This window comes from Cobetia sp. Ld8 (assembly GCF_045066615.1).
Lineage (GTDB): Bacteria > Pseudomonadota > Gammaproteobacteria > Pseudomonadales > Halomonadaceae > Cobetia > Cobetia amphilecti.
Genome location: NZ_JBISHF010000008.1, coordinates 214,131 through 237,934, shown reverse-complemented (window position 1 = coordinate 237,934; position 23,804 = coordinate 214,131). Strand labels below are relative to the sequence as shown.

Below are 23,804 nucleotides of genomic sequence, written 5' to 3'. Positions count from 1 at the left end.
GCCGTCAGCGGCCTCAGTGCGCAGTTCATCCGCGCTGAGAAGTGCCTTTGGCGAGTGAGTGAGGCATTATCTGCACCATCGCTTCGTCAGTTCTTTCTCCTTCGCCAAGATATTCTCCATGCCTGAGCCGAAAACCTCGTCCCGCGCTGGCGCTTCTCGCGTTCGCCGTGCCACCGCTGATCGTCATTTCGACGGTCTGGCCGACAAGTTCGAACGTGGTTTCTACACCACGGAGCGCGGCCGTGTTCGTCTTGCGCTGACCCAGCGTCTGATGGATGAGCGTTTCTCGCACCTGCCGCCTTCCCCGGTATTGGAAATTGGTGCGGGGCTCGGGCAGACCGCCCACTGGTGGCTCACGCGTGGGCACCACCTCACGCTGGTCGAACCCTCTGGCGAGATGCGTGAGCGCGCGAAACGCTTCCTGAGCACTGCCGCGCCGCAAGGCCAGGGGTTGTCCGCTGGTACGACGGCTGATCCATCCCGGGCGGCTCAGGCGGCGTCAGATCCGCAAGTGCCTGGTCAAACCGACGCGCTGTCGAATGATGAGCCGTTCGCTGGGCGACTGGTCTGGGAGGGGCGTGATCTGCAGGGCTTCGCCGCCGAGACTGATCAGCGGTGGCCGGTGGTGGTGTGCCACGCCGTGCTGGAGTGGCTGGTCGATCCCCGGGAGGGTTTTGCATTGCTCGCGAAGTTGCTGGCGCCCGGTGGCGTCATGTCGCTGAGTGTCTTCAATCGCGATGCGCTGGCGTTTTCCAATGTCAGCAAGGGCAATTTCGACAAGGTACTGGAAGGGCGCCTGGCAGGCTGGGGTACCGGCAAGCGCTTGACGCCCATCTCGCCGCTACGCGATGGCGAGATACGTCAGTGGGCCGCGGAGGCGGGGCTTGAGGTGCGTGAGCTGACCGGGCTGCGCGTCTTCCACGATTATCTGCGCTCACGCGACCCGCTGAGCGAGGCTGACATGCAGAAATTGCTGGCGCTCGAGTGTCAGCACTGGCGTACGCCCCCCTTCGTCTATCTGGGCCGCTATCTGCACTATGAGCTGGTGCGCCCGGCCTGAGGCGGCACCCGCACAACCGCATTGTTTCGATATCCGGCGCCCTCGCCGTTGTCCGTATCTTCCTACCCTGTTGGAGTCTTCATGTCTGCTCAAACCCCCGCCTGTCAGCTGCTCGAGCGTCAGGACAGTGATTTCCGTGATTGGCTGTGGGTCGCTGCGCCGCGTGATGACTGGTGGCTGTCATCGGACCGTCAGCGGCGTGTCTGGGGGCATGACACCGGTATCGTGAATGCCGCGCGGGAAGCCGGGCACCGGGTCAGCCATGCGGTGTCCTTCGCCGATGCGCGAGCTGACGACACCATCGCGCAAGCCGTGGGCGCCATCGTGTTCTGGCCCAAGGCGCACGCGCTGGGCGAATGGTGGCTGGTGGCGCTGTGTCAGGTGTTGCCGGCCGGTACGCCGATCAAGGTGGTGGGCGAGGTCAACGGTGGCATCAAGCGCGCTGAGCGCATCCTCAAGGCGCTGGGAATGACGGCGCGCAAGGACGATACCGCGCGCCGTTGCCAGTTATGGTCATCTGCCACGCGTGAGTTGACGGCCGAACAGGCCGCCAACAGTGAATCGCCACTGGCAGTGGCTGGACAATGGACAGAAGGCTGGGGCGAATTCGAGGCGCTGGAGATGCGACTGACCAGCCATCCGGGACTGTATGGCAATGCCAAGCTGGACCCGGGGACCGCGCTGCTGCTGGAGAACCTGCCGACCCGTGGCTACAAGCGTGCGCTGGATATCGGGGCGGGTGACGGCATCATCAGCTGCTGGCTGGCGCGACACGGTGCGCGCGTGATGGCAGGTGACGTCAGTGCCTTCGCGGTGGAGGCGACCCGTCGCAGCCTGGCGCTCAACGGGCTTGAGGCGGACGTCCGCCTGAGTGATGTCTTCGCGGCGTTCGAGGGGGAGCGGTTCGAGGCCATCGTGGCCAATCCGCCGTTCCATCATGAGCGCGATATCGATTACGGACCGGCGGCGCGCCTGATCAGCCAGGCACCGGATCACCTGATGCCCGGCGGCACCCTGACGCTGGTCGCCAACGCCTTCCTGCCGTATCCCGATCTGCTGCAAGCGGCCTTCGGCGAGTTTGAAGTGCTCGCGGAAACGCGCCAGTTCAAGGTCTATCGTGCACGCAAGGCGCGCTGATTCCCTGCGACCTGAGCCTCTGCGGCCTGATGCCCCGCGGCCTGATGCCCAGCTCGCCGCTTACGCCTCCGGCGACTGATAGCGGATGGCCGTGATGATGTAGGTCGTCTCGCCACCCGGCGCGGCCACGCTCACCTCGTCATCCAGCCCCTTGCCCAGCAATGCCTGGGCAAGGGGCGCATCGACGCTGATCCAGCGGCGCGGATTGTCGGTCTCGTCAGGGCCGACGATGCGGATCTCCATCTCTTCTCCCTGCTCGTCCTCCAGCGTCACGAAGGCCGCGAAATAGACGCGCTCCAGATCCGCGGGCAGGCGATCGACGACCGTCAGTTCATCCAGGCGTTTCTCCAGATAGGCAATCCTGGCGATGGTCTGATTGAGCGCCTTCTTGTTGTAGGTGTAATCCGCATTCTCGCTGCGATCCCCCATGGCGGCGGCCTCGCCCGTCTTGCGTGAAAGCTCCGGGCGCCTCACGCGCCTCAGGTGGTCGGCCAGCCCCTTCATCTTCGCGTGGCCCTGCGGGGTAATCACGTTGCTCTTCTTTTCCTGGCGCGGGTCTGTCTTGGGGTCGCGCCAGCGTGTCATGTTGCGACCTTGCATGGTCTGCTCCGCTGGTTCTGTGGGTAAGGCTCAAGGCGTCGTGTGCGATGTTCGCTAGCGTTGAGACCTGCGACCAAGGGTGATTGGCGGCCGATTCAAACGTTCGTTACAGTCAGTGTGTGCTCGCCGGAGCACTTGCGCGTCACCCATGCTGAATCTGCCAACAATAACGAAAATCAGGGAGCTGTCCATGCCCATGCTGCCATCTTCACACCCGTCTTGCCGTGTCATGTCCCGTTGCTGTCGCGTATTGCTCTCCGGGGGCATGGCGCTGGGCATCACGCTGGCCGGCATGACCGGAGTCCATGCTGCCCCGGGCGATGATGACGTCTTCCCGCTCTCCAAGCGCTGGGCACAGATCAATTATCAGGTCTCCGGTGATGCTCAGGAAAAGGGCATGGAAGCCCTGGGCAAGGAGGTGCGGGCGCTGGCGGATCAGTATCCGGACAATGCCCATGTGCTGACCTGGGAAGGCATCATCCTGGCCTCATGGGCCAAGGCGCGCGGTGGCCTGGGAGCACTGGATCTGGCCAAGGAAGCCAAGGCCACGCTCGAGAAGGCGATCTCGCTCGACCCCAGTGGCGACAATGCCTCCGCCTATGTGACGCTTGGCGCGCTCTATGACAAGGCGCCCGGCTGGCCGGTGGGCTTCGGGGATGATGAGAAGGCGGGAGAAGTGCTGCGCAAGGGGCTTGAGGTCAACCCGACGGGCATGGATACCAATTATTATTACGCCGATTATCTGGCCTCCGAAGGCCGTGATGAGGAAGCGCTCAAACATGCGCGTCTCGCACAGGACGGGCCGCCGCGTCCCAACCGTGAGCTGGCCGATCAGGAATTGCAGAAAGAGATCGCCGCGCTGATCAAGCGCCTGCAGTGAGTCTCCGCCGCCCGTATCGCTTGCATGGCTGTCAGAAGCGGAGACTGGCTGGAGCGACCATCAGTGAGCCCTGCAAGTGAACGGCAGCGCTGGCGTCAGGCGCTGTTCTAACAGCCTCGAATGAATTCTCGATTCCCTGAATTACTGAGTCCTTGAGCCCCACGGCCCGAGCGGAAATTCCGCTCGGGCCGTGTCGTTTATCGCTCTGTGGATGAGAAGTCGTCCAGGTGCCTTCAGATAGCGCCTTGAATGGCGCTGATGACTGACTCGGTACGGCGCGGCATGCAAGTTTGCAGGTGACGGGCTGGCCAGTCTCGCGGCAGGACAGGATAATGCCTGCTCAGCCAAGGAGGATGCATGAGCGAGCAACAAGAGCACGTCGCAGGGCAACAGGCCTTCGCACATGATGATGTCGAACTGGTCGAGGCCAGGGTGTTGCAGGACGGCTTCTTTCGCCTCGAGCAGCGCGAATTCCGCCACCAGCGTTTCAACGGTGGCTGGAGCGATGTGATCCATCGCGAGGTGCATGTCCGTCACGATGCGGTAGGCGTATTGCCCTACGACCCGGTCAACGACCGCGTGGTCTTCGTCGAGCAGATTCGTGCCGGCATGCTGGAAGACGCACGCACGCCCTGGAGCCTGGAGCCGATTGCGGGGCTGGTGGACAAGGACGAACAGGCTCATGAGGTCGCGCGCCGTGAGGCGGTCGAGGAGGCCGGATGTGAGCTGACCGACCTGATCGAACTGTACCGCTACTACCCGAGCCCCGGCGCCTGCACCGAGGAGGTCACGCTGTTCATCGGTCTGTGTGACAGCAGTGGGCTGGGCGGCGTGCATGGTCTGGCCGAGGAGAATGAAGACATCCGCGTGCATGTGCTCGATTTCCAGGCGGCCCTCACGCTGCTGGAACAAGGGCGGTTGGGCAATGCGATGGCCATCATGGCCATGCAATGGCTGCTGCGTGAACGTGCCTCGTTGCGCGTCATGCATGCCTGAGGCAGTGAAGGCGAAGCTTGGCAATCCCCCGTGTCTCACGCAGGCTTCCTCAACCTGCGCGTCAGAGCTGCTATTCTAGAGGCTTGCTGAAAACCGGCAGCCAGCAATGATCACTGTCTGCGCCAGTGTCCGTATCGGTCTCGGTTTTCGTCTCAGCTTCAGTCCCGAGAGCTGGAAGCGAGAGTCGGTAGCCGAGAGTTGATAGCCGAACGCCGACAGCCTGAGCGCTGGCGCAGCGCTTGATTTATCGCACGTCGCCCGCATCTTGCCACGCACGATAGCGGGCGTGCTTTGACAGACAACATGCCAATGTTCTGAGATTCGCAAGGAGATCGCCCATGCAGGTCAAGAAAGCCTATGTGGCTGACCTAAAAGCACTCCATGCCGAGTGCGGGTCCAATTATCTGCGCCTCACGCGCATCCTCGGCAAGGCCGAGGCCGGTGACAGCTTCGCCTTCCCGCTGGCGGGCAATCAGGGCCACTTCGGCACGCTGCTGCTCGAGGTGGTCGAATGCGCGCCCTATACCACCATGGTCACGGTCGCCCAGACCGGCGTGCTGGACCACATCATCGATTCGCCGCGCATGAGCGTGCACCTGTACCACGACGTGCGCATGGCGGAGGTCACCGACTTTCAGCGCCAGCGTCACTTCTCAGGGCGCAATCGTTACCCGAATCCGCGCATGCACCAGCCGGACGAAAAGCTTCAGCTCAATCGCTTTCTCGGCGAATGGCTGACCCATGCCCGCGCCTTCGGGCAGGCGGATGTACCGGAATTGCCGTGACGCTCAAGGCTGGCATGGCGCACAGGCGCTGACACCCGATGGATTTCCCGTCTTGATTGACAGAACCGCGATGGCCCGGCCGTCGCGGTTCTGTTCATTTTCCTGCTGCTCGAGAGACCGATGCGACTGATTCAGATAAGTGATTGCCATCTGCGCGCCGACCCTGATGCGCGTTCACGGCTGGGCTTCCCCTGGCGTCAGCTGGAGGCGGTGATGGCGCATGCCTCGCGCCTGCGCCCCGATATCCTGCTGGTGACCGGTGATGTCAGCCAGGATGAGAGCCCTGCCTCCTATCGCATGGCGGCAGAGCTGTTCGATGGCCTTGGCTGTCCCTGGTTCTGGTTCGCGGGCAACCACGATCACCCTGAATTCATGCAGGAGCTGCGTCCCTTCCATCACGAGCTGGATCTGGGCGACTGGCGACTGCTGTGTCTGGATTCGCGCGTCACCGGGCAGGCCGGGGGAGAGCTTGGCGAGGAGCAGTTGAGCGAGCTTGCGCAGTCACTGGCGCTGTCCGTCGAGCTGGACCCACGTCCGATCCTGCTGGCCATGCATCATCATCCGCTGCCGATCGGCTCGGACTGGATGGATGCGCTGGGCCTTGCCGACCGCGATGCGCTGTGGGAAACGTTGCGCCCGTACCCGCAGGTGCGGGCCGTACTGTGTGGGCATATCCATCAGGCCTTCACGCAACTCATGCCGTGTGGGCAGGGCAGTGTGGCCGTCTATGGCGTTCCCTCCACCTCCGATCAGTTCGCTCCGCTCAGCCATGATTTCGCCGTGGATGAGGCGGCGCGCCCCGGCCTGCGCGTGGTGGATCTCGATGGCGAGCATCTCGAGACCTGGGTGGAGCGGGTCACGCTCTAGCCAGGCTCGCAAGGAAGGGCGGGCAAGCTCGTCTCCATGTGCTGGCGCTGCCACAGCGTCAGCATGAATGTTCTGGGCGTCAGCGTGAATGCCCTCGGTGTCATCAGCGGGGTGCAAGGCCCACAGGTATCAGGTATGCCTTTTTGGTCTTAAAAGATAGTTTCTGATTCTTTGACGTTATCAAGGCGGGGCGAGTACCGTGTAACCATTCGGCGTGCTCCCTCGGGGCATCCATCTGTCGCTGACAGAGCGCGCCACTGACTTCACGGGCCGCCTCTCGGGGCGTGTCCCAACGCTCACGAGGTTGCCGCACGCGATGCTTACCCCCGAACGTCAGACCCACCTCAAGCAGCTTGAGGCCGAATCCATTCACATCATCCGTGAAGTGGCAGCGGAATTTGCCAATCCGGTCATGCTGTACTCCATCGGCAAGGATTCCGCCGTCATGCTGCACCTGGCGCGCAAGGCCTTTGCGCCGGGCGTCCCGCCGTTCCCGCTGATGCACGTCAACACCACCTGGAAATTCCAGGAAATGATCAAGTTTCGCGACGAGATGGCCGCGGAAGTCGGCATGGAGTTGATCGAGCACATCAACCAGGAAGGCGTCGCGGCGGGCATCAACCCGTTCGATCACGGCAGTGCCAAGTACACCGACATCATGAAGACCGCCGGTCTCAAGCAGGCACTCGACAAGCACGGCTTCGATGCTGCCTTCGGTGGCGCGCGTCGTGACGAGGAAGCCTCGCGGGCCAAGGAGCGCGTCTACTCCTTCCGTGACCAGTACCATCGCTGGGACCCCAAGAACCAGCGTCCGGAGCTGTGGAACATCTACAACTCCAAGATCAACAAGGGTGAGTCCATCCGCGTCTTCCCGCTCTCCAACTGGACCGAGCTGGACATCTGGCAGTACATCTATCTTGAATCCATCAAGATCGTGCCGCTGTACTACTCCGCCGTGCGTCCGGTGGTGAAGCGTGACGGCCTCGACATCATGGTCGACGACGACCGTCTGCCGCTCAAGGGAGGCGAAGTGCCGGAAATGAAGTCCGTGCGCTTCCGTACCCTGGGTTGCTACCCGCTGACCGGCGCCGTGGAATCCACCGCCGCGACCCTGCCGGAAATCATCCAGGAAATGCTGCTGACGCGTACCAGCGAGCGCTCCGGGCGTGCCATCGATCACGACCAGGCAGGCTCGATGGAGAAGAAGAAGCGCGAAGGTTATTTCTAGGATCGTCCTGGCACATTGCCTGCAGGCGCCGCCACGCGGCGCTTGATGACCCGAACGAACAATTCGCCTGATGAGTTGGCTCGCAGCCTCACGAGACACTGGCTCGCGACACTGGCTCGCCACCTCATCAGGCCCATGACAGCGGCAAGGAGAAGAGTGTGTCCCACGCGTCAGACAAGATTTCCGCGGATATCGAAGCCTACCTGCAAGAACACGAGCGCAAGGACCTGCTGCGCTTCATCACCTGCGGTAGCGTCGATGATGGCAAGTCGACCCTGATCGGTCGTCTGCTGTTCGATTCCAAGCTGATCTATGAAGATCAACTGGCCTCCATCACCCAGGCCTCCAAGACCAGCGGCACCACCGGTGACGAGGTCGATCTGGCTCTGCTGGTCGATGGCCTGCAGTCCGAGCGTGAGCAGGGCATCACCATCGATGTCGCCTATCGCTTCTTCTCGACCGACAAGCGCAAGTTCATCATCGCCGACACGCCGGGGCATGAGCAGTACACCCGCAACATGGCCACCGGCGCCTCGTCCGCGAGTCTGGCGATCATCCTGATCGACGCGCGCTACGGCGTGCAGACCCAGACCCGTCGTCACAGCTTCATCGCCGACCTGCTGGGCATCCAACACCTGGTGATCGCGGTCAACAAGATGGACTTGGTCGATTACTCCGAGACGCGCTTCAACGAGATCGTCGCCGAGTATCAGGAATTCGCCAACAAGCTGAACGCGCCGGACATCCGCTTCGTGCCGATGTCCGCGCTCAAGGGCGACAACGTCGTCAATCGCAGCCCGGCACTGGACTGGTACACCGTCGATGGCGAAGCGGGCCCGTCACTTCTGGAGGTGCTGGAAACCGTCGAGCTGACCCACGACCAGAACCTCAGCGATCTGCGCTTCCCGGTGCAGTACGTCAATCGTCCCAACCTCGATTTCCGCGGTTACTGCGGCACCCTGGCGGCCGGTGTCGTGCGTCCGGGAGACAGCGTCAAGGTGCTGCCGTCCGGCAAGACCTCGACCATCGAACGCATCGTCACCTTCGATGGTGATCTCGAGATCGCCTACCCGGGTCAGGCCATCACCCTGACGCTCGACGATGAGATCGACATCTCGCGTGGCGACTGGCTGGTGGCGGCGGATGCTGAACTGCCGCTCTCCAATGCACTGGAAGCGGATGTCGTCTGGATGCACGAGAAGCCGCTGCAGCCGGGCCGTCAGTACGATATCAAGCTGGCGACCCGTGACCTGACCGGCCAGGTCAGCGCCATCGACTACCTCTACGACGTCAACACGCTGGAGCATCACGAGGGCGACAGTCTGGCGCTGAACGCCATCGGCCGCGTCCAGCTCGAGCTGACCCAGGCGGTGCCGGTGGACGACTATCGCTCAAGCCCGGGGACCGGCAGCTTCATCGTCATCGATCGTCTGAGCAACGTGACCGTCGGCGCGGGCATGATTCGCGGCGTGGGTCGCTCCGGCACCCAGGCCACCACCCAGCAGACCGACTGGGCCGCGTTTGAAGCCGACCTCAACGCACTGGTGCGCAAGCACTTCCCGCACTGGGAAGCGCGAGATGTACGCGAACTGCTCGGCCGCACCAACTGATTCCGTCCTGTAGCGACAGCAGCATGGAAGTCAGCGAAATACCAACAACAACGCTGGACACGCAATAACAACACGGCCTGCTGAAATGAAGCCGGAGAACGCAAAAGCCCCCATGGCCGCAAGGCGATGGGGGCTTTTTGCATAGCGCGGCTCACCTCTGGCGCATCAGGCGACAGCAGTGTCGATGGCGAGTGGGGCGGAGGGGCCGAAATGCTCGTGGTGACACTGGCTGAGCGGTACGCCGATACGGCTGAGGTGCTGGATCATGCTCTGCATGAAGCCATGCGGGCCGATCACGAAGGCCTGCAGTGACTCGGCGCTGGCACCGGTCGCGGCGAGCTGCTGCGCCAGCCAGTCGCGCTCGATGATGCCCAATTGCGCATGGGCTGGCAGCGTCTCGGCCTGTTCGTAGCAGACCTGATAATGCAGCTGCCTTGGATACTGCGCGACCAGTGCCTTGAGGGTGGCGTCGAAGGCATGTACCTCGGGATTGCGCGCCGCATGCAGGTAGATCACCTGGCGGCCCGCCGCCAGCGCCGCCGTCAGCAGCGGCAGCATCGGCGTCTGGCCGACACCCGCCGACAGCAACAGCACCGGGGCATCGGCGCTCTGCGGGGCAGCATGCTCGAAGGTCAGCTCGCCGGCTGGCGGCAGCAGTTCGATCTCGTCACCTGCCTTCAGCGCATGCAGGTACTGGCTGGATTGGCCGTGGGCCTCACGCTTGACCGAGATGCGGCAGAAGCGCTCGTCCGGCGCGTGGGACAGGCTGTAATGGCGGTGGATCACGCCCTGCGGTGTCGTCAGGCGCATGCCGATGTACTGGCCCGGCAGGAAGGAGAACATCGGGCCTTCCACCGGCGCCAGGTACAGCGAGCGAATCTCGCGGCTCTCGTCCTGCGTGCGCACGATGCGAAAACGACGCAGCCCCTGCCAGCCGCCGCGGGTAGCGGCGAAACTGTCGTAGCGGCCCTGCTCCGCGGCGATCAGCACAGCGGCCAGTTCCCCGTAGAGGGCGCCCCAGGCATCGGCGATCTCCGGCGTGACGGCGTCCCCCAGCACCTCACCGATGGCGGCCATCAGGCACTCGCCGACGATGGGGTAGTGTTCCGGCAGGATATTGAGCGAGACATGCTTGCTGACCACGGGCGCCAGCAGGCGGTCCACCGCCTCACGCGAGTGGCGCGCGCCGACATAGGCGAGTACGGCTCCGGCCAGCGCACGGGCCTGGCCGCCGCTGGCCTGGTGGGTCTGGTTGAACAGCGGCTTCACCTCGGGATAGCGCTCGAACATCAGTGGATAGAAGCGCGCCGTGATGGCATTGAGATGCTCGGCGACGACGGGAGCGGTGGCGGCGATCAGGTCTTCCTGGGCGTTGGTCAGCATGACGATACCTCTGATTGATGTCCTCCTATCCATGGCAAGGGGCGTGCCAACTCTCGAGGCCAGTCGTCATGCGCCCTGCAGGCCTGTGATGTCAAAATGACATGGTCATGTGACGTGTTCTAATGACATCAAGCGTGTCATGATGACATCAAACTTCAGCCCTCTCACTCCCGATATCCGCAAGGATGACCGCATGCCCGATGCCCTCTTGCCCCTGAACGATACGCCGGTCGCGGCCGTGAATGCCTGGCTCGCCGCCTGGTTGTCCCGCGAGGAGGGCGGCGAGCGGCGCGCGCTGCCATGGACGCGTCTGCTGGCCGCGATCATGCAGCAGCTGCCCGGTGAGGCGGCGACCCTGATGCGCTACCTGCCCGAGCTTGACGAGTTATTGCCACTGGCCACCTACGGCCTGCCTGCCGAGGTGCGCGGGCGACGCTTCGCGCTGGCGGAGCACCTGCGGCTCAAGGCGATCGTCGAGCACACGGGGGTACATCGTTTCGCGTTGGACAGCGACCTGCCGGACCCCTTCGATGGCCTGCTGGGGGACGTGCATGGGCCGGATCTGCTGGTGCATGACTGCGCCGGTATCGCGCTGCGCGAGGGCGATACCCTGCTGGGGGTGATGACCTTCGATGCGCTGACGCCGGGGGTGCTGGCCCCGCTGGAATCGCTGAGCGCCTCTGCGAGTACGGACGAGCTGGCACTTCCGCTTCAGGAGTTGCAGGCCTGGTTGTCACTCCCCGCACACTGTCTGTCGCTGTCACTGCGACAGGAGTGGGCTGCGGGGGCCACGGACGGCAGGTCAGGGCTTTCGGCGCCGATGGTGGTGTCACCGACAGGCATGGCGTCACAGAGCGCCATGGCCTGCCCGCAGCGTGGCCCGGCGATGGCCAGGCTCGAGGCGCAGCTGGAGGCGGTCGCCGATACCGAGATGACGGTGCTGGTGCAGGGCGAGACCGGCGTGGGCAAGGAGGGCGCGGTCCAGCGCCTGCACGACGCTTCCCGGCGGGCTGCGCGGCCGCTGGTACGCATCAACTGCGCCGCCTTGTCGCCGGACCTGGTCGAAAGCGCGCTGTTCGGGCATCGGCGTGGCGCCTTCTCGGGCGCGACCCATGATCACCGTGGCCACTTCGTGATGGCGGATGGCGGCACCCTGCTGCTGGATGAGATCGGCGAGCTGCCGCTGGCGCTGCAGCCCAAGCTGCTTCGGGTCTTGCAGGAGGGCGAGCTGCAGCCGCTGGGCAGCGATCGCGTAGTCAGGGTCGATGTGCGTGTCATCGCGGCCACCAATCGCGATCTCGAGGCGGAGGTCGCCGCCGGGCATTTCCGTGAAGACCTCTATCACCGCCTGAGCGTCTATCCGCTCAGGGTGCCGCCGCTGCGTGAGCGCGGACGTGCGGACCTGCTGGCGTTGGCCGGCACCTTTCTTGAGCACAACCGCACGCGCCTCGGACTGGGCAATCTGCGCCTGACGCCGGCGGCGGAGCGCCTGCTGTGCGAGTACCCCTGGCCCGGCAACGTGCGTGAGCTGGAGCACTGCCTGAGCCGCGCCGCCCTGCATGCCCGGCTCGCGCATGGTGCCCACCCGACTCGCCTGCGCGCCGATGGGCGCCAGCTGGTGGTGATCACGCCGGAGCTGCTGGGGCTGGAGGTCAATACCGAGATGTCACTTGAACGGGCCACCGGCGCGGCGCAGGAGATTCAGGGCGCGCAGGTGGGGCTGGTGGATCAGGCGGGAAGAGCGAGTCAGGCGGCGGAAGCGAGTCAGACAGAAGGAGCAAGCTCTGCACCGCGCACCGCCTGGCAGGACGGCGACGAGACGCTGGGGCTACGCGATGCCACCGAGGCATTTCAGCGTGAGCACATCTCGCGGGTCTGGCATGCGAGTGATCGCAACTGGGCGAAGGCGGCGCGCAGGCTCAAGGTCGATCGCGGCAACCTGTACCGGCAGGCGCAGCGTCTGGGGATTGTCTGAGGCGAGTTGCAGTGCCTGAGACGAGGGGCAGTGTCTGAGGAGAGAAAAGAAGACGGCGATGCTCATGGAGCATCGCCGTTCTTGTATCTCTGCCGCCGGCGGCCCTGGCGCGACGAGAAGTCCGTGTCTCGAACGCGCGTTCAGGCGCCCGCTCAAACGCCAGTTCAGGCGCGAGTGGCGATCAGCACCGCACGCCGCGGCGCCGGGTGGCCTTCGCGGGTCAGGTTCGGGTCAGCGGGATCGAGGAAGTCGCTCAGCGAGTGGTAGGTCATCCAGTCGGTGGCACGCTGCTCGTCCAGGGTAGTCACGGCTTCATCGACGATGCGCACGTCCTTGAAGCCGGCGCGCTCGCACCAGTGGGCCAGCGCCTGGGAGGAGGGCAGGAAGTAGACATTGGGCATCGCGGCGTAGCGCTCGCCAGGCATCAGTACCGTCGTCACGTCACCTTCCACCACCAGGGTTTCCAGCACCAGCTCGCCGCCGGGACGCAGGGTGTCACGCAGCTGGAAGAGGTGGTCCATCGGCGAGGGGCGATGATAGAGCACGCCCATCGAGAACACGGTATCGAAGGCGCCCATCTTCGCTGGCACATCCTCGATGCCCACCGGCAGGAAGTGCAGATTGCGGCCCCGGGGGTGGTCCGCGCCGATGAAGTGGCGTACGGCATGGAACTGGCAGTAGAAGCGTGGCGAAGGGTCGATCACCAGCGTGAAGGCCGCGCCTGCACCGACCATGCGCCAGCCGTGGTAGCCATTGCCGCCGCCGACATCCAGCACACGGCGATGGGTGAGATCCGACAGGTGCGGCGCGAGACGCTGCCACTTCCAGTCGGAGCGCCATTCGGTGTCGATATGGATCTCGTCGAGCTGATAGGGGCCCTTGCGCCACGGCATCATCGCACGCAGCAGGTTCTCGCTCTGGCGCAGCTGGCCGCTAGTCAGGCCAGTCGGAAAGCGTGCACCGACCCGGTCGGCATCCAGCTGCACATCGCGCGCGTCGGGCAGGGCGGGCAGCTTTTCCAGCGCGCCATGCCAGGCCTTGAGGTCGGCGTGACGCTTGCGGTCCAGGCCATTGGCCAGTTGCTCGGGCAGGGCGCCCAGCCAGCGGGCGAAGCCGTCGCCGACGGCGCCTGGCTCACAGGCAAGCTCGGTGAAGGCGCGGTAAAGGTCGCGGTCGTACGGGGAAATGCTCATGCGCTGGGTCGGGTCCGTGCAGGCGTAGCGGTCATTCGGCGGCTTTGAAGGCGACCATCGATGCGAAATTCAGGTATTGCAGCCAGGTGTGGCTGCGCTGGAAGCCGGCGCGCGCCAGGCGCTCATGATGCGTGTTCAGGCTGTCGGGCTTCATCACGTCCTCGAGGGCCTCACGTTTCTGGGAGATTTCCAGATCGGAGTAGCCGTTGGCGCGCTTGAAGTCATGATACCGTTCGATCAGCCAGGCATTCTCGACCGGATCATCGCTGATGATCTTCTCGGACAGGATCAGCAAGCCGCCGGGTTCCAGCGCCGCGAACAGCTTGTCGATCACGGCGTCGCGGTCTTCCGGCGGCAGGAACTGCAGCGTCAGATTGACCACGATCATGCCGGCCGGCTGATAGTCGAGGGTGCGAATGTCGGCTTCGGTGACGTTGATGCGGTGGTCGGGGAAGGCCTCGGCGAGTTCGCGGCTGGCGCGCTCGACCATCGGTCTGGACAGATCGACGGCTTCGATCTCGATATCCTCGGCGGCCATCTCGCGGGCCAGCGCCATGCTGGCAGCGCCCAGTGAGCAGCCCAGATCATAGACCCGCGCGCCGGGGCGCAGGTGGGCGCGGGCCATCAGGCCCAGCATGGCGATGATCTGACCGTAACCCGGCACCGAGCGGCGCAGCATGTCCGGAAAGCAGCTGACGACCTGCTCGTCGAAGGAGAAGCTGGCGACACGGTCAAGGGGTGTCGTAAATATCGCGTCACGGTAAGATGCATCACTCATGGATCAAGGCTTCATCGGGCAGTGGGCCAGGGCGACATGCCTGTGGCCGAGGACCGGCCGGGCAGAGCGCCCCGTCGGGCCCGCCATTCTACGCATTCGGCGCCCGTGACGCACCCGTCACGGCCGGCGGGTGATGCCTCCATCAATCGATTTCAGGCCGGGCCATGCAGGGCCGGTCATTACACTTCAAGGAGAGAGGTGGCCATGTCCACTCAATCAGCGGCACGTTCTGCGCGTCGTAATACCCAGGCCTGGCAGGCTCTCGCGCGCCATCATCAAGAGCAGATGGCCGATGTGCATCTGAAGGACCTGTTCGCCGAGGATGCGGCGCAAGGGCGTGACCGAGTGGCGACCTTCACGCGCTCAGCCGCGGGACTGCGTCTGGATCTCTCCAAGCAGCGCCTCAAGGGCGAGACCCTGGAGCTGCTGCTGGATCTGGCGCGCGAAACCGGCGTCGAGCAGGGCATCAAGCGCCTGCTGGCCGGTGAACATGTCAATCGCTCCGAAGACCGTCCGGCGCTGCACGCCGCGCTGCGTCTGCCGCGCTCCGCCAGCCTCGAGGTGGACGGCGAGGATATCGTGCCGGCCATCCACGAGAGCCTCGAGCACCTGGCCGAGATGGTCGACACCTTCCACAGCGGCCAGTGGCGCGGCGCCACCGGCAAGCCGATCACCGACGTGGTCAACCTCGGTGTCGGTGGCTCGGACCTGGGCCCGCTGATGGTCTCCAGCGCCTTGAGCGATTGCCGTCCCAAGGACATCCACGAGATCGGCGTGCACTTCGCCTCGACCATGGATGGCTCCCAGCTGGCGGATTATCTGGAATCCTTCAGCCCGGAAACCACGCTGTTCATCCTGTCCTCCAAGTCATTCTCGACCATCGACACGCTGTCCAATGCCCGCACCGCGCGCGACTGGCTGAAATCACGCCTCGATCCGGAAGGGCGCCTGGAAGCGCTGATCAACCGTCAGCACTTCATCGGCGCTTCCGCCAAGCCGGAAAAGATGACCGAGTGGGGCATCGCGCCGGAACACCAGCTGCTGTTCTGGGATTGGGTCGGCGGCCGCTATTCACTGTGGGGCACCATCGGTCTGCCCATCGCGCTCAATGTCGGCATGGACAACTTCCGTCGCCTGCTAGCCGGGGCGCATGAGCTGGATGAGCACTTCCGCACCGCGCCGCTGGAAGACAACCTGCCGGTGCTGCTGGCGCTGGCCGGTATCTGGAACAACAACTTCCTCGATATCCGCGCCCACTCCATCCTGCCCTACGACGGTCGCCTGGAATACTTCGCAAGCTACCTCGAGCAGCTGGAGATGGAATCCAACGGCAAGTCAGTGACCAACGATGGCGAGATGATCGACTACTCGACCTGTCCGGTGCTGTGGGGCCAGCTGGGGCCGAACGCCCAGCACGCCTTCTATCAGCTGCTGCACCAGGGCACCCAGGCGGTCGAGTGTGACTTCATCGCGCCGATGTGCCGTTATGATCACGTCGAGGACGCCGAGACACGCGCCCACCTCAAGGCACAGCACCGTCTGACGCTGGCCAACTGCTTTGCCCAGTCACGTGTGCTGATGCTGGGTGATGACGCCATTCCCGGTGATGAGGCGCAGCCGAACCACAAGCGCTACCGTGGCAATCAGCCGTCGACCACGTTGTTGCTGGAAACGCTGACACCGGAAACGCTGGGTGCGTTGATTGCGCTCTACGAGCAGAAGGTCTTCGTTCAGGCCACCATCTGGGATATCAATCCATTCGATCAGTGGGGCGTGGAGCTGGGCAAGCAGATCGCCACCGCCACCGAAGCGACCATGACCACTGGCGAAGGCTTCGAGACGCTGGATGCCTCCAGCCGTGCGCTGATCGAAGCGGTGTGGGCAGCCCAGGATCAGGACCCGCGCTGAGCCCACGGCGGATGTGAGTGAGAGTGGGTGTGAGTGTGAGTGTGAGTGTGTAAGGGCATGCTGATATGCCATGCAAGACGAGCGGCGGCGTCAGTCGTCGCTCTCTGTTGATTTATACAGTATTCTCGCTATCCTATAAGCGAATCAATCGTTTACACTAGACAGCACGACGCGGACCGTCGAAAACCCTGCTCCCAACCTATGAACGCTCGAGAGATGCCCAGCCATCTTGAGGCGTGGGAGGGGAGGTTTCGCGGTCTGGCGTGTTGTCGGGAGTGCTGATGGCCAATTCCCCCTTTCCGTCAGATACGGCAGCGATGCACGCCACCGCGCCCGTCAAGGGTCTGCTGTATCTGCACGGCTTCAATTCGGCCAGTTGTTCGCCCAAGGCACGCTTGATGCAGCGCGCGGCAGAGCAGTTCGGCCTGCCGTGCGTGATGCCGGACATCCCCCCGGAGCCCGGCGCGGGTCAGGCGGCGGTCAACGCGGCCTATCTCACGTTGTGTGAGCGCCTGGCGCTGGACCCCGCAGACCCTGTCTGTGATGACGCCATCATGGTGATCGGCAGCTCCATGGGCGGCTTTCTGGCTACCTGGCTGGTCGCGCGTGAGGCCGCACGCCTCGAGGGGCCGGCAGGCCCTTCACAGAGCGTCTGGCGTCAGGGGCCGCGCAGTGTGCTGATCAATCCGGCCGTGCGTCCCGCGCGACTGGTCAGCGAATGGCTCGGCTCGGTGCATGCCAACCCCTATACCGGCGTGACGTTCACCGTCACCGAGGATTTCGGGCCCGGGCTGCTCGCATTGGAAGCGGAGCCGGTCACGGCGCAGCGCACCCTGGTGCTGTTGGCGACGGCCGATGAGACATTGGATGTCAATGATGCCGCAGGGCTCTATCAGGGAAGTCGCTTGATCATCACGCCGGGTGGCGATCACGGCTTTGCGCAGCTGGCGGAATATCTGCCGGCGATCATGGCGCATGGCGGGCACCGGCTGGCCCCCGCCACCGCAGCGGCGATGCATGTCGCGCCGGACTAGCAGGTCATGCGCGTGGTGCTTTCTGCTACGACACACCACGACCTGGCTGGGCACGGCACCTCTTGGCACGACATGGATTGGCACGACTTGGCAGGGCGTTCGATGCTGGACGCCAGGCGCCGGTCTCTCATTTTTCAGGAATCCGTTGTCCGTCTCGCGCATGTGAAATGGCGAGTCGGATGGCGGACGTCAACACCAAGGACACAAGGCTGCGATGAGTCAGTACAGCGCCAGTTCCATTGAGGTCCTCTCCGGCCTCGAACCGGTCCGCAAGCGGCCCGGCATGTATACCGATACTTCTCGGCCCAACCACCTGGCGCAGGAAGTCATCGACAACTCCGTCGATGAGGCGCTGGCGGGGCACGCGAAGGAAATCCGCGTGCGCCTGCTCGAGAATGGCGGTATCGAGGTCGGCGATGACGGTCGTGGCATGCCCACCGACATCCACCCCGAGCATGGCGTGACCGGCATCGAGCTGATCCTCACCAAGCTGCACGCGGGGGGCAAGTTCTCCCAGGACAGCTATCGCTTCTCCGGCGGCCTGCACGGCGTGGGCGTCTCGGTGGTCAATGCGCTGTCGACGCGTCTGGAAGTGGAAGTGTGCCGCGATGGCCTGCGTCAGCGCATCGCCTTCGAGAATGGCGAGAAGGCCGAGGAGTTGACCCAGATCGGCACCGTCGGCAAGCGCAATACCGGCACCCTGGTGCGCTTCTGGCCGGACGAGAGCTACTTCGATAGCCCGCGCCTGGCGATGCCGCGCCTGCGCCACCTGCTGCGTGCCAAGGCCGTGCTGTGTCCGGGCCTCAAGGTCGTGCTCATCGAGACCGATGGCAGCGAGACGACCTGGCACTACGAGGATGGCCTGCGCGATTACCTGCTCGGCGCCACCGATGGCTTCGAGCGCCTGCCGGAATCGCCCTTCGTCGGCCATTTCGAGGACGAGGAGCACGGGGTCGACTGGGCGATCCAGTGGCTGCCGGAAGGCGGCGAGCTGGTGCAGGAACCCTACGTCAACCTGATCCCCACGCCGCTGGGTGGCACCCATGTCAATGGCCTGCGCTCCGGTCTGCTCGAGGCGCTCAAGGAATTCTGCGACTACCGCAGCCTGCTGCCGCGTGGCGTCAAGCTGAGTGCGGATGACCTGTGGGAGCGCGCCGCCTTCGTGCTGTCGGTGAAGATGCTCGATCCGCAGTTCGCCGGCCAGACCAAGGAGCGTCTGTCCTCGCGCAGCGTCGCCGCCTTCGTCTCCGGCGTGGTCAAGGACGCCTTCTCGCTGTGGCTCAACCACCATGTCGATCAGGCCGAAGCACTGGCGGAACTGGTGATCTCGGCGGCCCAGCGCCGTCTGAAGAGCGCCAAGAAGGTCGCGCGCAAGAAGGTCACCTCCGGGCCCGCGCTGCCGGGCAAGCTCTCGGACTGCTCAAGCTCCGACCCTGCCGACAGCGAGCTGTTTCTGGTCGAGGGTGACTCCGCCGGCGGCAGCGCCAAGCAGGGCCGCAACCGCGAGACTCAGGCGATCCTGCCGCTGCGTGGCAAGATCCTCAATACCTGGGAAGTCGAGTCGCATGACATCTACTCCTCCCAGGAAGTCCACGACATCGCGGTCGCCATCGGACTGGACCCGGGCTCGGATGACCTCACCAAGCTGCGTTATCACAAGGTCTGCATCCTGGCGGACGCCGACTCCGATGGTCTGCACATCGCCACGCTGCTGTGCGCGCTGTTCGTGCGTCACTTCCCGGCGCTGGTGGATGCCGGGCGTGTCTTCGTCGCCATGCCGCCGCTGTACCGCATCGACCTGGGCAAGGAAGTGCATTACGCCCTGGACGAGAGCGAGAAGGCGCACATCCTCAAGCAGCTCGAGAGCAAGCGTGGCACGCCCAATGTGCAGCGCTTCAAGGGTCTGGGCGAGATGAATCCGCTGCAGCTGCGGGAAACGACCATGGCGCCGGACACCCGCCGTCTGGTGCAGCTGACGCGCAGTGCGGATGACGGCACCCACGAGATGCTCGACATGCTGCTGGCCAAGAAGCGTGCCAGTGATCGCAAGAGCTGGCTCGAGGACTACGGCAACATGGCCGATATCGAGGTCTGATCATCGGTTGAGCTTTCACAGCCAGCTGAACTTCGAAAGCCAGACAAGCTGCGCGACAGCATTCTTTCGGGAGCGCCACAGTCAGGCGCTCCCCGGTTTTACGCTCGTAATCAAGGTCAAGCGCCCATGAGCATGGATATCCAGGTTGCGGAGGGTGACGTCGAACGTCTGGCCCTGCGCGACTACACCGAAAAGGCGTACCTCGACTACTCGATGTACGTGATTCTCGACCGCGCCCTGCCGCATGTCGGCGATGGCATGAAGCCGGTGCAGCGCCGCATCGTCTACGCCATGCGCGAACTGTCCCTGACGGCCAATGCCAAGTACAAGAAGTCGGCGCGTACCGTCGGCGACGTACTGGGCAAGTTCCACCCCCACGGTGACAGCGCCTGTTACGAGGCGATGGTTCTGATGGCGCAGCCGTTCAGCTATCGCTATCCGCTGGTGGATGGCCAGGGCAACTGGGGTAGCCAGGATGACCCCAAGTCCTTCGCGGCGATGCGTTACACCGAATCGCGGCTGTCGAAGTACTCCGAGGTGCTGCTGTCCGAGCTCTCCCAGGGTACCGTCGACTGGGTGCCCAACTTCGATGGCACCATGAACGAGCCCAAGGTGCTGCCGGCGCGTCTGCCCAATGTGCTGCTCAACGGCACCACCGGTATCGCGGTGGGCATGGCGACCGACATCCCGCCGCACAACGTGCATGAAGTCGTGGCCGCCACCCGCCATCTGCTGCGTCATCCGGACTCCGACAGCGATCAGTTGATGGAGTACCTGCCGGCACCGGACTTCCCCTCCGAGGCGGAGATCATCACGCCGCGCACCGACCTCGCCAAGCTCTACCGCACCGGTCGTGGCAGCGTGAAGATGCGCGCCCGCTATGTGCTGGAAGAGGGCGATATCGTGATCACGGCGCTGCCGTATCAGGTCTCCGGTGCCAAGGTGATCGAGCAGATCGCCGCCCAGATGCAGGCCAAGAAGTTGCCGATGGTCGCGGACCTGCGTGATGAGTCCGACCACGAGAACCCGACGCGCCTGCTGATTCAGCCGCGCTCCAATCGTGTCGATATCGAAGGCCTGATGGCGCACCTGTTCGCCACCACGGACCTCGAGAAGAACGCACGCGTCAACATGAACGTCATCGACCTCAAGGGGCGCCCGCGGGTGATGGCGCTGCACGAGATGCTGGCCGAGTGGCTGCGCTATCGTCGCGCCACCGTGCGGCGTCGCCTCGAGCATCGTCTGGCCAAGGTCGAGGACCGTCTGCATATCCTCGAGGGTCTGCTGACGGCTTATCTGAATCTCGACGAGGTGATTCGCATCATCCGCGAGGAGGAAGACCCCAAGGCCAGCCTGATCGAGACCTTCCAGCTCTCCGAGCGTCAGGCCGAGGCGATCCTCGAGCTGCGTCTGCGTCACCTGGCGCGTCTTGAAGAGATGAAGCTGCGTGGCGAGCAGGACGAGCTCAAGCGCGAGCGCAAGCACCTCAAGCATCTGCTGGGCAATGACGAAGCACTGACGGACCTGATCGACAGTGAGCTTGAGCAGGCCGCCACCGACTTCGGTGATGCACGTCGCTCGCCGCTGGTCGAGCGCGGCGAAGCCAAGGCGCTGTCGGAAGTCGAGCTGATGGGCGCCGACCCGATCACCGTCGCGCTGTCCGAGAAGGGCTGGATCCGTGCCGCCAAGGGGCATGATATCGACCCCGAAGGCCTGTCCTACAAGGCCGGCGACCGCTTCCATCTGGCGGCGCGCGGCAAGACCAATCAGCCGCTGGTGCTGCTGGATGACACCGGGCGTGCCTACACCCTGGCCGCGCACAATCTGCCCAGTGCACGCGGGCAGGGCGAACCGATCACCGGGCGCATGAATCCGGCGGCGGGGGCGGCGATGGTCGGGCTGCTGCTCGATGCGCCTTCCGCGCGCTATCTGCTGGCCTCCGATGGCGGCTATGGCTTCGTGACCACGCTCGAGCAGCTCACCGGCAAGAACAAGTCCGGCAAGGCGGCACTGACCTTGCCGCGCGGCTGTGCGGTGCTGCCACCGGTCGAGGTGCCGACAGTGCCGGAGGCTGCCGATGGCACGCCCGCGGCCCTGGAAGTGGCGGTGGTGTCCAACGAAGGGCGCCTGTTGGTCTTCCCGCTCTCCGAGCTGCCCGAGATGTACAAGGGCAAGGGCAACAAGATGCTGTCGATTCCGGGCGAACGCGCTGCCAACCGCGAGGAGTTCGTGCGCTCGCTGGTGGTCTTGCCCGCCGGCGCGACCCTGGTGGTGCATGCCGGCAAGCGCAAGACCCTGCTCAAGGGGGCGGATCTCGATTATTATCGTGGCGAGCGTGGCCGCCGCGGCAGCAAGCTGCCCAAGGGCTTCCAGAAGGTCGACCGTCTGGCCGTCGATAGTTGATCCGGGCCGGATGGCCTGGCTTGTTAGCTGAGGTGCGTCGGCGTTGACGCCGACATGCCCCGTGGGCGACACCTTGATGATTCATTGCTCAGGAATGATTTTCCAATGACACAACGTATCTTGATCCGTGCCACCGGTACGGCTCGTCCAGGACAGCTGGCAGGGCTTGGTCAGGCGCTGGCGCGCAGCGGCGCACGACTGCTGGACATCAATCAGAGCGTGACCTTCGGGCTGGTGTCGCTGGAAGCGCTGGTGGCTCTCGGCGCGGAGTCCGATCTGGAGGCCGCGCTGGCCGCCGCCGGTGAACAGCTGGGGCTGGATGTGCAGGCCGTGCAGGTCGGTGCTGAGGAATATGCGCGCTGGAGCCATCAGGCGGAGCGCCCGCGCTGGATTCTGACGCTGCTGGCACCGTGTCTGCCGGCCGGCATTCTGGCCGAGGTCGGCGGCCTGACGGCCGAATTCGGCATCACCGTCGAGCTGATGCATCGTCTGTCGGGGCGTGAGCCGCTGGATGGCGAGTCACCGGCCGAAGGCGCCTGTGTCGAGTGCTGGCTGCGCCTGCCGGAGAGTGGCACCGACATCAATGCCCTGCGCGAGAAGGCGCTGGCGCTGGGCGCGCTGCACGGTGTCGACATCGCGATCCAGGAAGACGATATCTGGCGTCGCCATCGTCGCCTGATCTGCTTCGACATGGATTCGACGCTGATCCAGACCGAGGTGATCGACGAGCTGGCGCGTCGTCACGGTGTCGGCGAGGAAGTCTCGGAAGTCACCGAGCGTGCCATGCGGGGCGAGCTGGACTTCAAGGAAAGCTTCCGCGAACGCATGAGCAAGCTGGAAGGCCTGGATGAGTCGGTGCTGGCCGATATCGCCGCCAATCTGCCGCTGATGGATGGGGTCGAGCGCCTGATGGCCAACCTCAAGGCGCTGGGCTATCGCACCGCGATCCTGTCCGGCGGCTTCACCTACTTCGCGCGTCATCTTCAGCAGCTGCTGGGCTTCGATGAGATCCACGCCAATGAGCTGGTGATCGTCAATGGCAAGGTCACCGGTGAAGTGCGCGAGCCGATCGTCGATGCCGAGCGCAAGGCGCTGCTGCTGCGCGAGATCGCCGAGCGTCATGGCCTGCGTATGGAGCAGACCATCGCCGTCGGTGACGGTGCCAATGACCTCAAGATGCTGGCCGAGGCGGGGCTGGGCATCGCCTTCCGCGCCAAGCCGCTGGTGCGTGAACAGGCGCGCCAGTCGATCTCGACCCTGGGCCTGGATGCCGTGCTCTACCTGATGGGCTATCGCCAGCAGGATCTCGAGCACTGATCCGTGATTCAGGCGCTGAACGCCTGCGCTGAGTGACAAGCCAGTGTGTGAGTGACAACGCCCCCATCGCCGCCCCGCGATGGGGGCGTTGTCGTCTGGTCATCAGGTCGCAGAATAGTCCCAAAGCAGCAATGCGCTTTCGGGTGTGAGGGCTAGACTGGAGGGGAAGCGCCGACGACTCGTCGCTCGTCAGTTGACGCCATACTGAAACGCCACTCGCCACGCCGTCAGGAGTTTGCCCATGCCGTCACCCTATGACGATGAACTGCACCTGCTGTGCCTGTTTCCGCATGATGCCGCCCTCAAGGGCTTGAAGATTCGCCACGATGCCAGTCCCGACATGGTGGCCGCCGCCGAGCGTCTGCATGCCAAGGGGTTGACCACGCTGCCGGATGGCGGCTATCTGACGTCGGTGGGCCGTGAGGCCGCCGAACACGCCCATCGTCTCAATGACCTGCTTCACGTCCCGATGGCCATGACGGGCACCTGAGTTCGCCCGTTGGCTGAATCGCTGATCGCGAGAAGGAAAAACGCCCCGTGGCTTTCGGCCACGGG

Annotated in this window: 19 protein-coding genes; 15 read left to right on the top strand and 4 right to left on the bottom strand. The window is 64.3% G+C overall.

The features are described 5' to 3' along the window. The first annotated feature begins 118 nt into the window (after positions 1-118). Both ACJJV2_RS11970 and ACJJV2_RS11965 read left to right on the top strand, forming a co-directional pair. Positions 119-1,060, top strand: coding sequence for a methyltransferase domain-containing protein (locus ACJJV2_RS11970; protein ID WP_405281123.1), 942 nt, complete (start codon positions 119-121; stop codon positions 1,058-1,060). Between the two features lie 81 nt (positions 1,061-1,141). Further along, positions 1,142-2,197 carry a methyltransferase gene (locus ACJJV2_RS11965; protein WP_405281120.1) on the top strand — a complete coding sequence of 352 codons (1,056 nt, stop codon included), beginning with the start codon at positions 1,142-1,144 and terminating at the stop codon, positions 2,195-2,197. 60 nt (positions 2,198-2,257) lie between these two features. Here ACJJV2_RS11965 and ACJJV2_RS11960 read toward each other — a convergent pair whose 3' ends face one another. After that, positions 2,258-2,797: a GreA/GreB family elongation factor gene (locus ACJJV2_RS11960; RefSeq protein ID WP_175088083.1), complete on the bottom strand. Its 540-nt coding sequence runs from the start codon at positions 2,795-2,797 to the stop codon at positions 2,258-2,260. Positions 2,798-2,993: 196 nt separating this feature from the next. Here ACJJV2_RS11960 and ACJJV2_RS11955 point away from each other — a divergent pair, with 196 nt between their 5' ends. The 6 genes from ACJJV2_RS11955 (at position 2,994) to cysN (ending at position 9,163) form a co-directional block, all read left to right on the top strand. After that, positions 2,994-3,677, top strand: a complete 684-nt coding sequence (locus ACJJV2_RS11955; protein WP_405281116.1) for a tetratricopeptide repeat protein — start codon at positions 2,994-2,996, stop codon at positions 3,675-3,677. A gap of 357 nt (positions 3,678-4,034) precedes the next feature. Continuing rightward, positions 4,035-4,673: an NUDIX domain-containing protein gene (locus ACJJV2_RS11950; protein WP_107335242.1), complete on the top strand. Its 639-nt coding sequence runs from the start codon at positions 4,035-4,037 to the stop codon at positions 4,671-4,673. Positions 4,674-5,011: 338 nt separating this feature from the next. Further along, positions 5,012-5,458 carry a DUF1249 domain-containing protein gene (locus ACJJV2_RS11945; RefSeq protein ID WP_043337025.1) on the top strand — a complete coding sequence of 149 codons (447 nt, stop codon included), beginning with the start codon at positions 5,012-5,014 and terminating at the stop codon, positions 5,456-5,458. 120 nt (positions 5,459-5,578) lie between these two features. Then, positions 5,579-6,325 (top strand): metallophosphoesterase, encoded by a 747-nt coding sequence (locus tag ACJJV2_RS11940; RefSeq protein ID WP_192838500.1) that lies wholly within the window; start codon positions 5,579-5,581, stop codon positions 6,323-6,325. Between the two features lie 316 nt (positions 6,326-6,641). Next, the gene (cysD, locus tag ACJJV2_RS11935) at positions 6,642-7,553 is read left to right on the top strand and encodes a sulfate adenylyltransferase subunit CysD (RefSeq protein ID WP_405281111.1); all 912 of its coding nucleotides are present in this window, start codon (positions 6,642-6,644) and stop codon (positions 7,551-7,553) included. A gap of 158 nt (positions 7,554-7,711) precedes the next feature. After that, positions 7,712-9,163 carry a sulfate adenylyltransferase subunit CysN gene (gene cysN / locus ACJJV2_RS11930; protein WP_213113883.1) on the top strand — a complete coding sequence of 484 codons (1,452 nt, stop codon included), beginning with the start codon at positions 7,712-7,714 and terminating at the stop codon, positions 9,161-9,163. 165 nt (positions 9,164-9,328) lie between these two features. Here cysN and ACJJV2_RS11925 read toward each other — a convergent pair whose 3' ends face one another. Beyond that, positions 9,329-10,546 (bottom strand): globin domain-containing protein, encoded by a 1,218-nt coding sequence (locus ACJJV2_RS11925; protein ID WP_405281106.1) that lies wholly within the window; start codon positions 10,544-10,546, stop codon positions 9,329-9,331. 193 nt (positions 10,547-10,739) lie between these two features. On the opposite strand from ACJJV2_RS11925, the gene norR reads away from it, so the two are divergent. Beyond that, positions 10,740-12,521 carry a nitric oxide reductase transcriptional regulator NorR gene (gene norR / locus ACJJV2_RS11920; protein ID WP_405281103.1) on the top strand — a complete coding sequence of 594 codons (1,782 nt, stop codon included), beginning with the start codon at positions 10,740-10,742 and terminating at the stop codon, positions 12,519-12,521. 164 nt (positions 12,522-12,685) lie between these two features. On the opposite strand, the gene cmoB is transcribed toward norR, so the two are convergent. Then, positions 12,686-13,714, bottom strand: a complete 1,029-nt coding sequence (gene cmoB / locus ACJJV2_RS11915; RefSeq protein WP_405281100.1) for a tRNA 5-methoxyuridine(34)/uridine 5-oxyacetic acid(34) synthase CmoB — start codon at positions 13,712-13,714, stop codon at positions 12,686-12,688. 31 nt (positions 13,715-13,745) lie between these two features. Beyond that, positions 13,746-14,492, bottom strand: a complete 747-nt coding sequence (gene cmoA, locus ACJJV2_RS11910; protein WP_405281097.1) for a carboxy-S-adenosyl-L-methionine synthase CmoA — start codon at positions 14,490-14,492, stop codon at positions 13,746-13,748. Positions 14,493-14,696: 204 nt separating this feature from the next. Here cmoA and pgi point away from each other — a divergent pair, with 204 nt between their 5' ends. The 6 genes from pgi to ACJJV2_RS11880 all read left to right on the top strand — a co-directional run bounded on the left by pgi (position 14,697) and on the right by ACJJV2_RS11880 (position 23,739). Next, on the top strand, positions 14,697-16,400 hold the full coding sequence (gene pgi, locus ACJJV2_RS11905; RefSeq protein ID WP_054557080.1) for a glucose-6-phosphate isomerase: 1,704 nt from the start codon (positions 14,697-14,699) through the stop codon (positions 16,398-16,400). 281 nt (positions 16,401-16,681) lie between these two features. Beyond that, positions 16,682-17,434, top strand: coding sequence for a YqiA/YcfP family alpha/beta fold hydrolase (locus tag ACJJV2_RS11900; RefSeq protein ID WP_339926593.1), 753 nt, complete (start codon positions 16,682-16,684; stop codon positions 17,432-17,434). A gap of 214 nt (positions 17,435-17,648) precedes the next feature. Further along, on the top strand, positions 17,649-19,529 hold the full coding sequence (gene parE / locus ACJJV2_RS11895) for a DNA topoisomerase IV subunit B (protein WP_043335172.1): 1,881 nt from the start codon (positions 17,649-17,651) through the stop codon (positions 19,527-19,529). Positions 19,530-19,655: 126 nt separating this feature from the next. Next, positions 19,656-21,932: a DNA topoisomerase IV subunit A gene (parC, locus tag ACJJV2_RS11890; RefSeq protein WP_405281092.1), complete on the top strand. Its 2,277-nt coding sequence runs from the start codon at positions 19,656-19,658 to the stop codon at positions 21,930-21,932. A gap of 105 nt (positions 21,933-22,037) precedes the next feature. Next, entirely contained in the window at positions 22,038-23,249 is a 1,212-nt protein-coding gene (gene serB / locus ACJJV2_RS11885; protein WP_131431580.1) for a phosphoserine phosphatase SerB, read from the top strand. A gap of 241 nt (positions 23,250-23,490) precedes the next feature. Then, positions 23,491-23,739, top strand: a complete 249-nt coding sequence (locus ACJJV2_RS11880) for a TIGR02647 family protein (protein ID WP_043335179.1) — start codon at positions 23,491-23,493, stop codon at positions 23,737-23,739. Positions 23,740-23,804 lie beyond the last annotated feature (65 nt).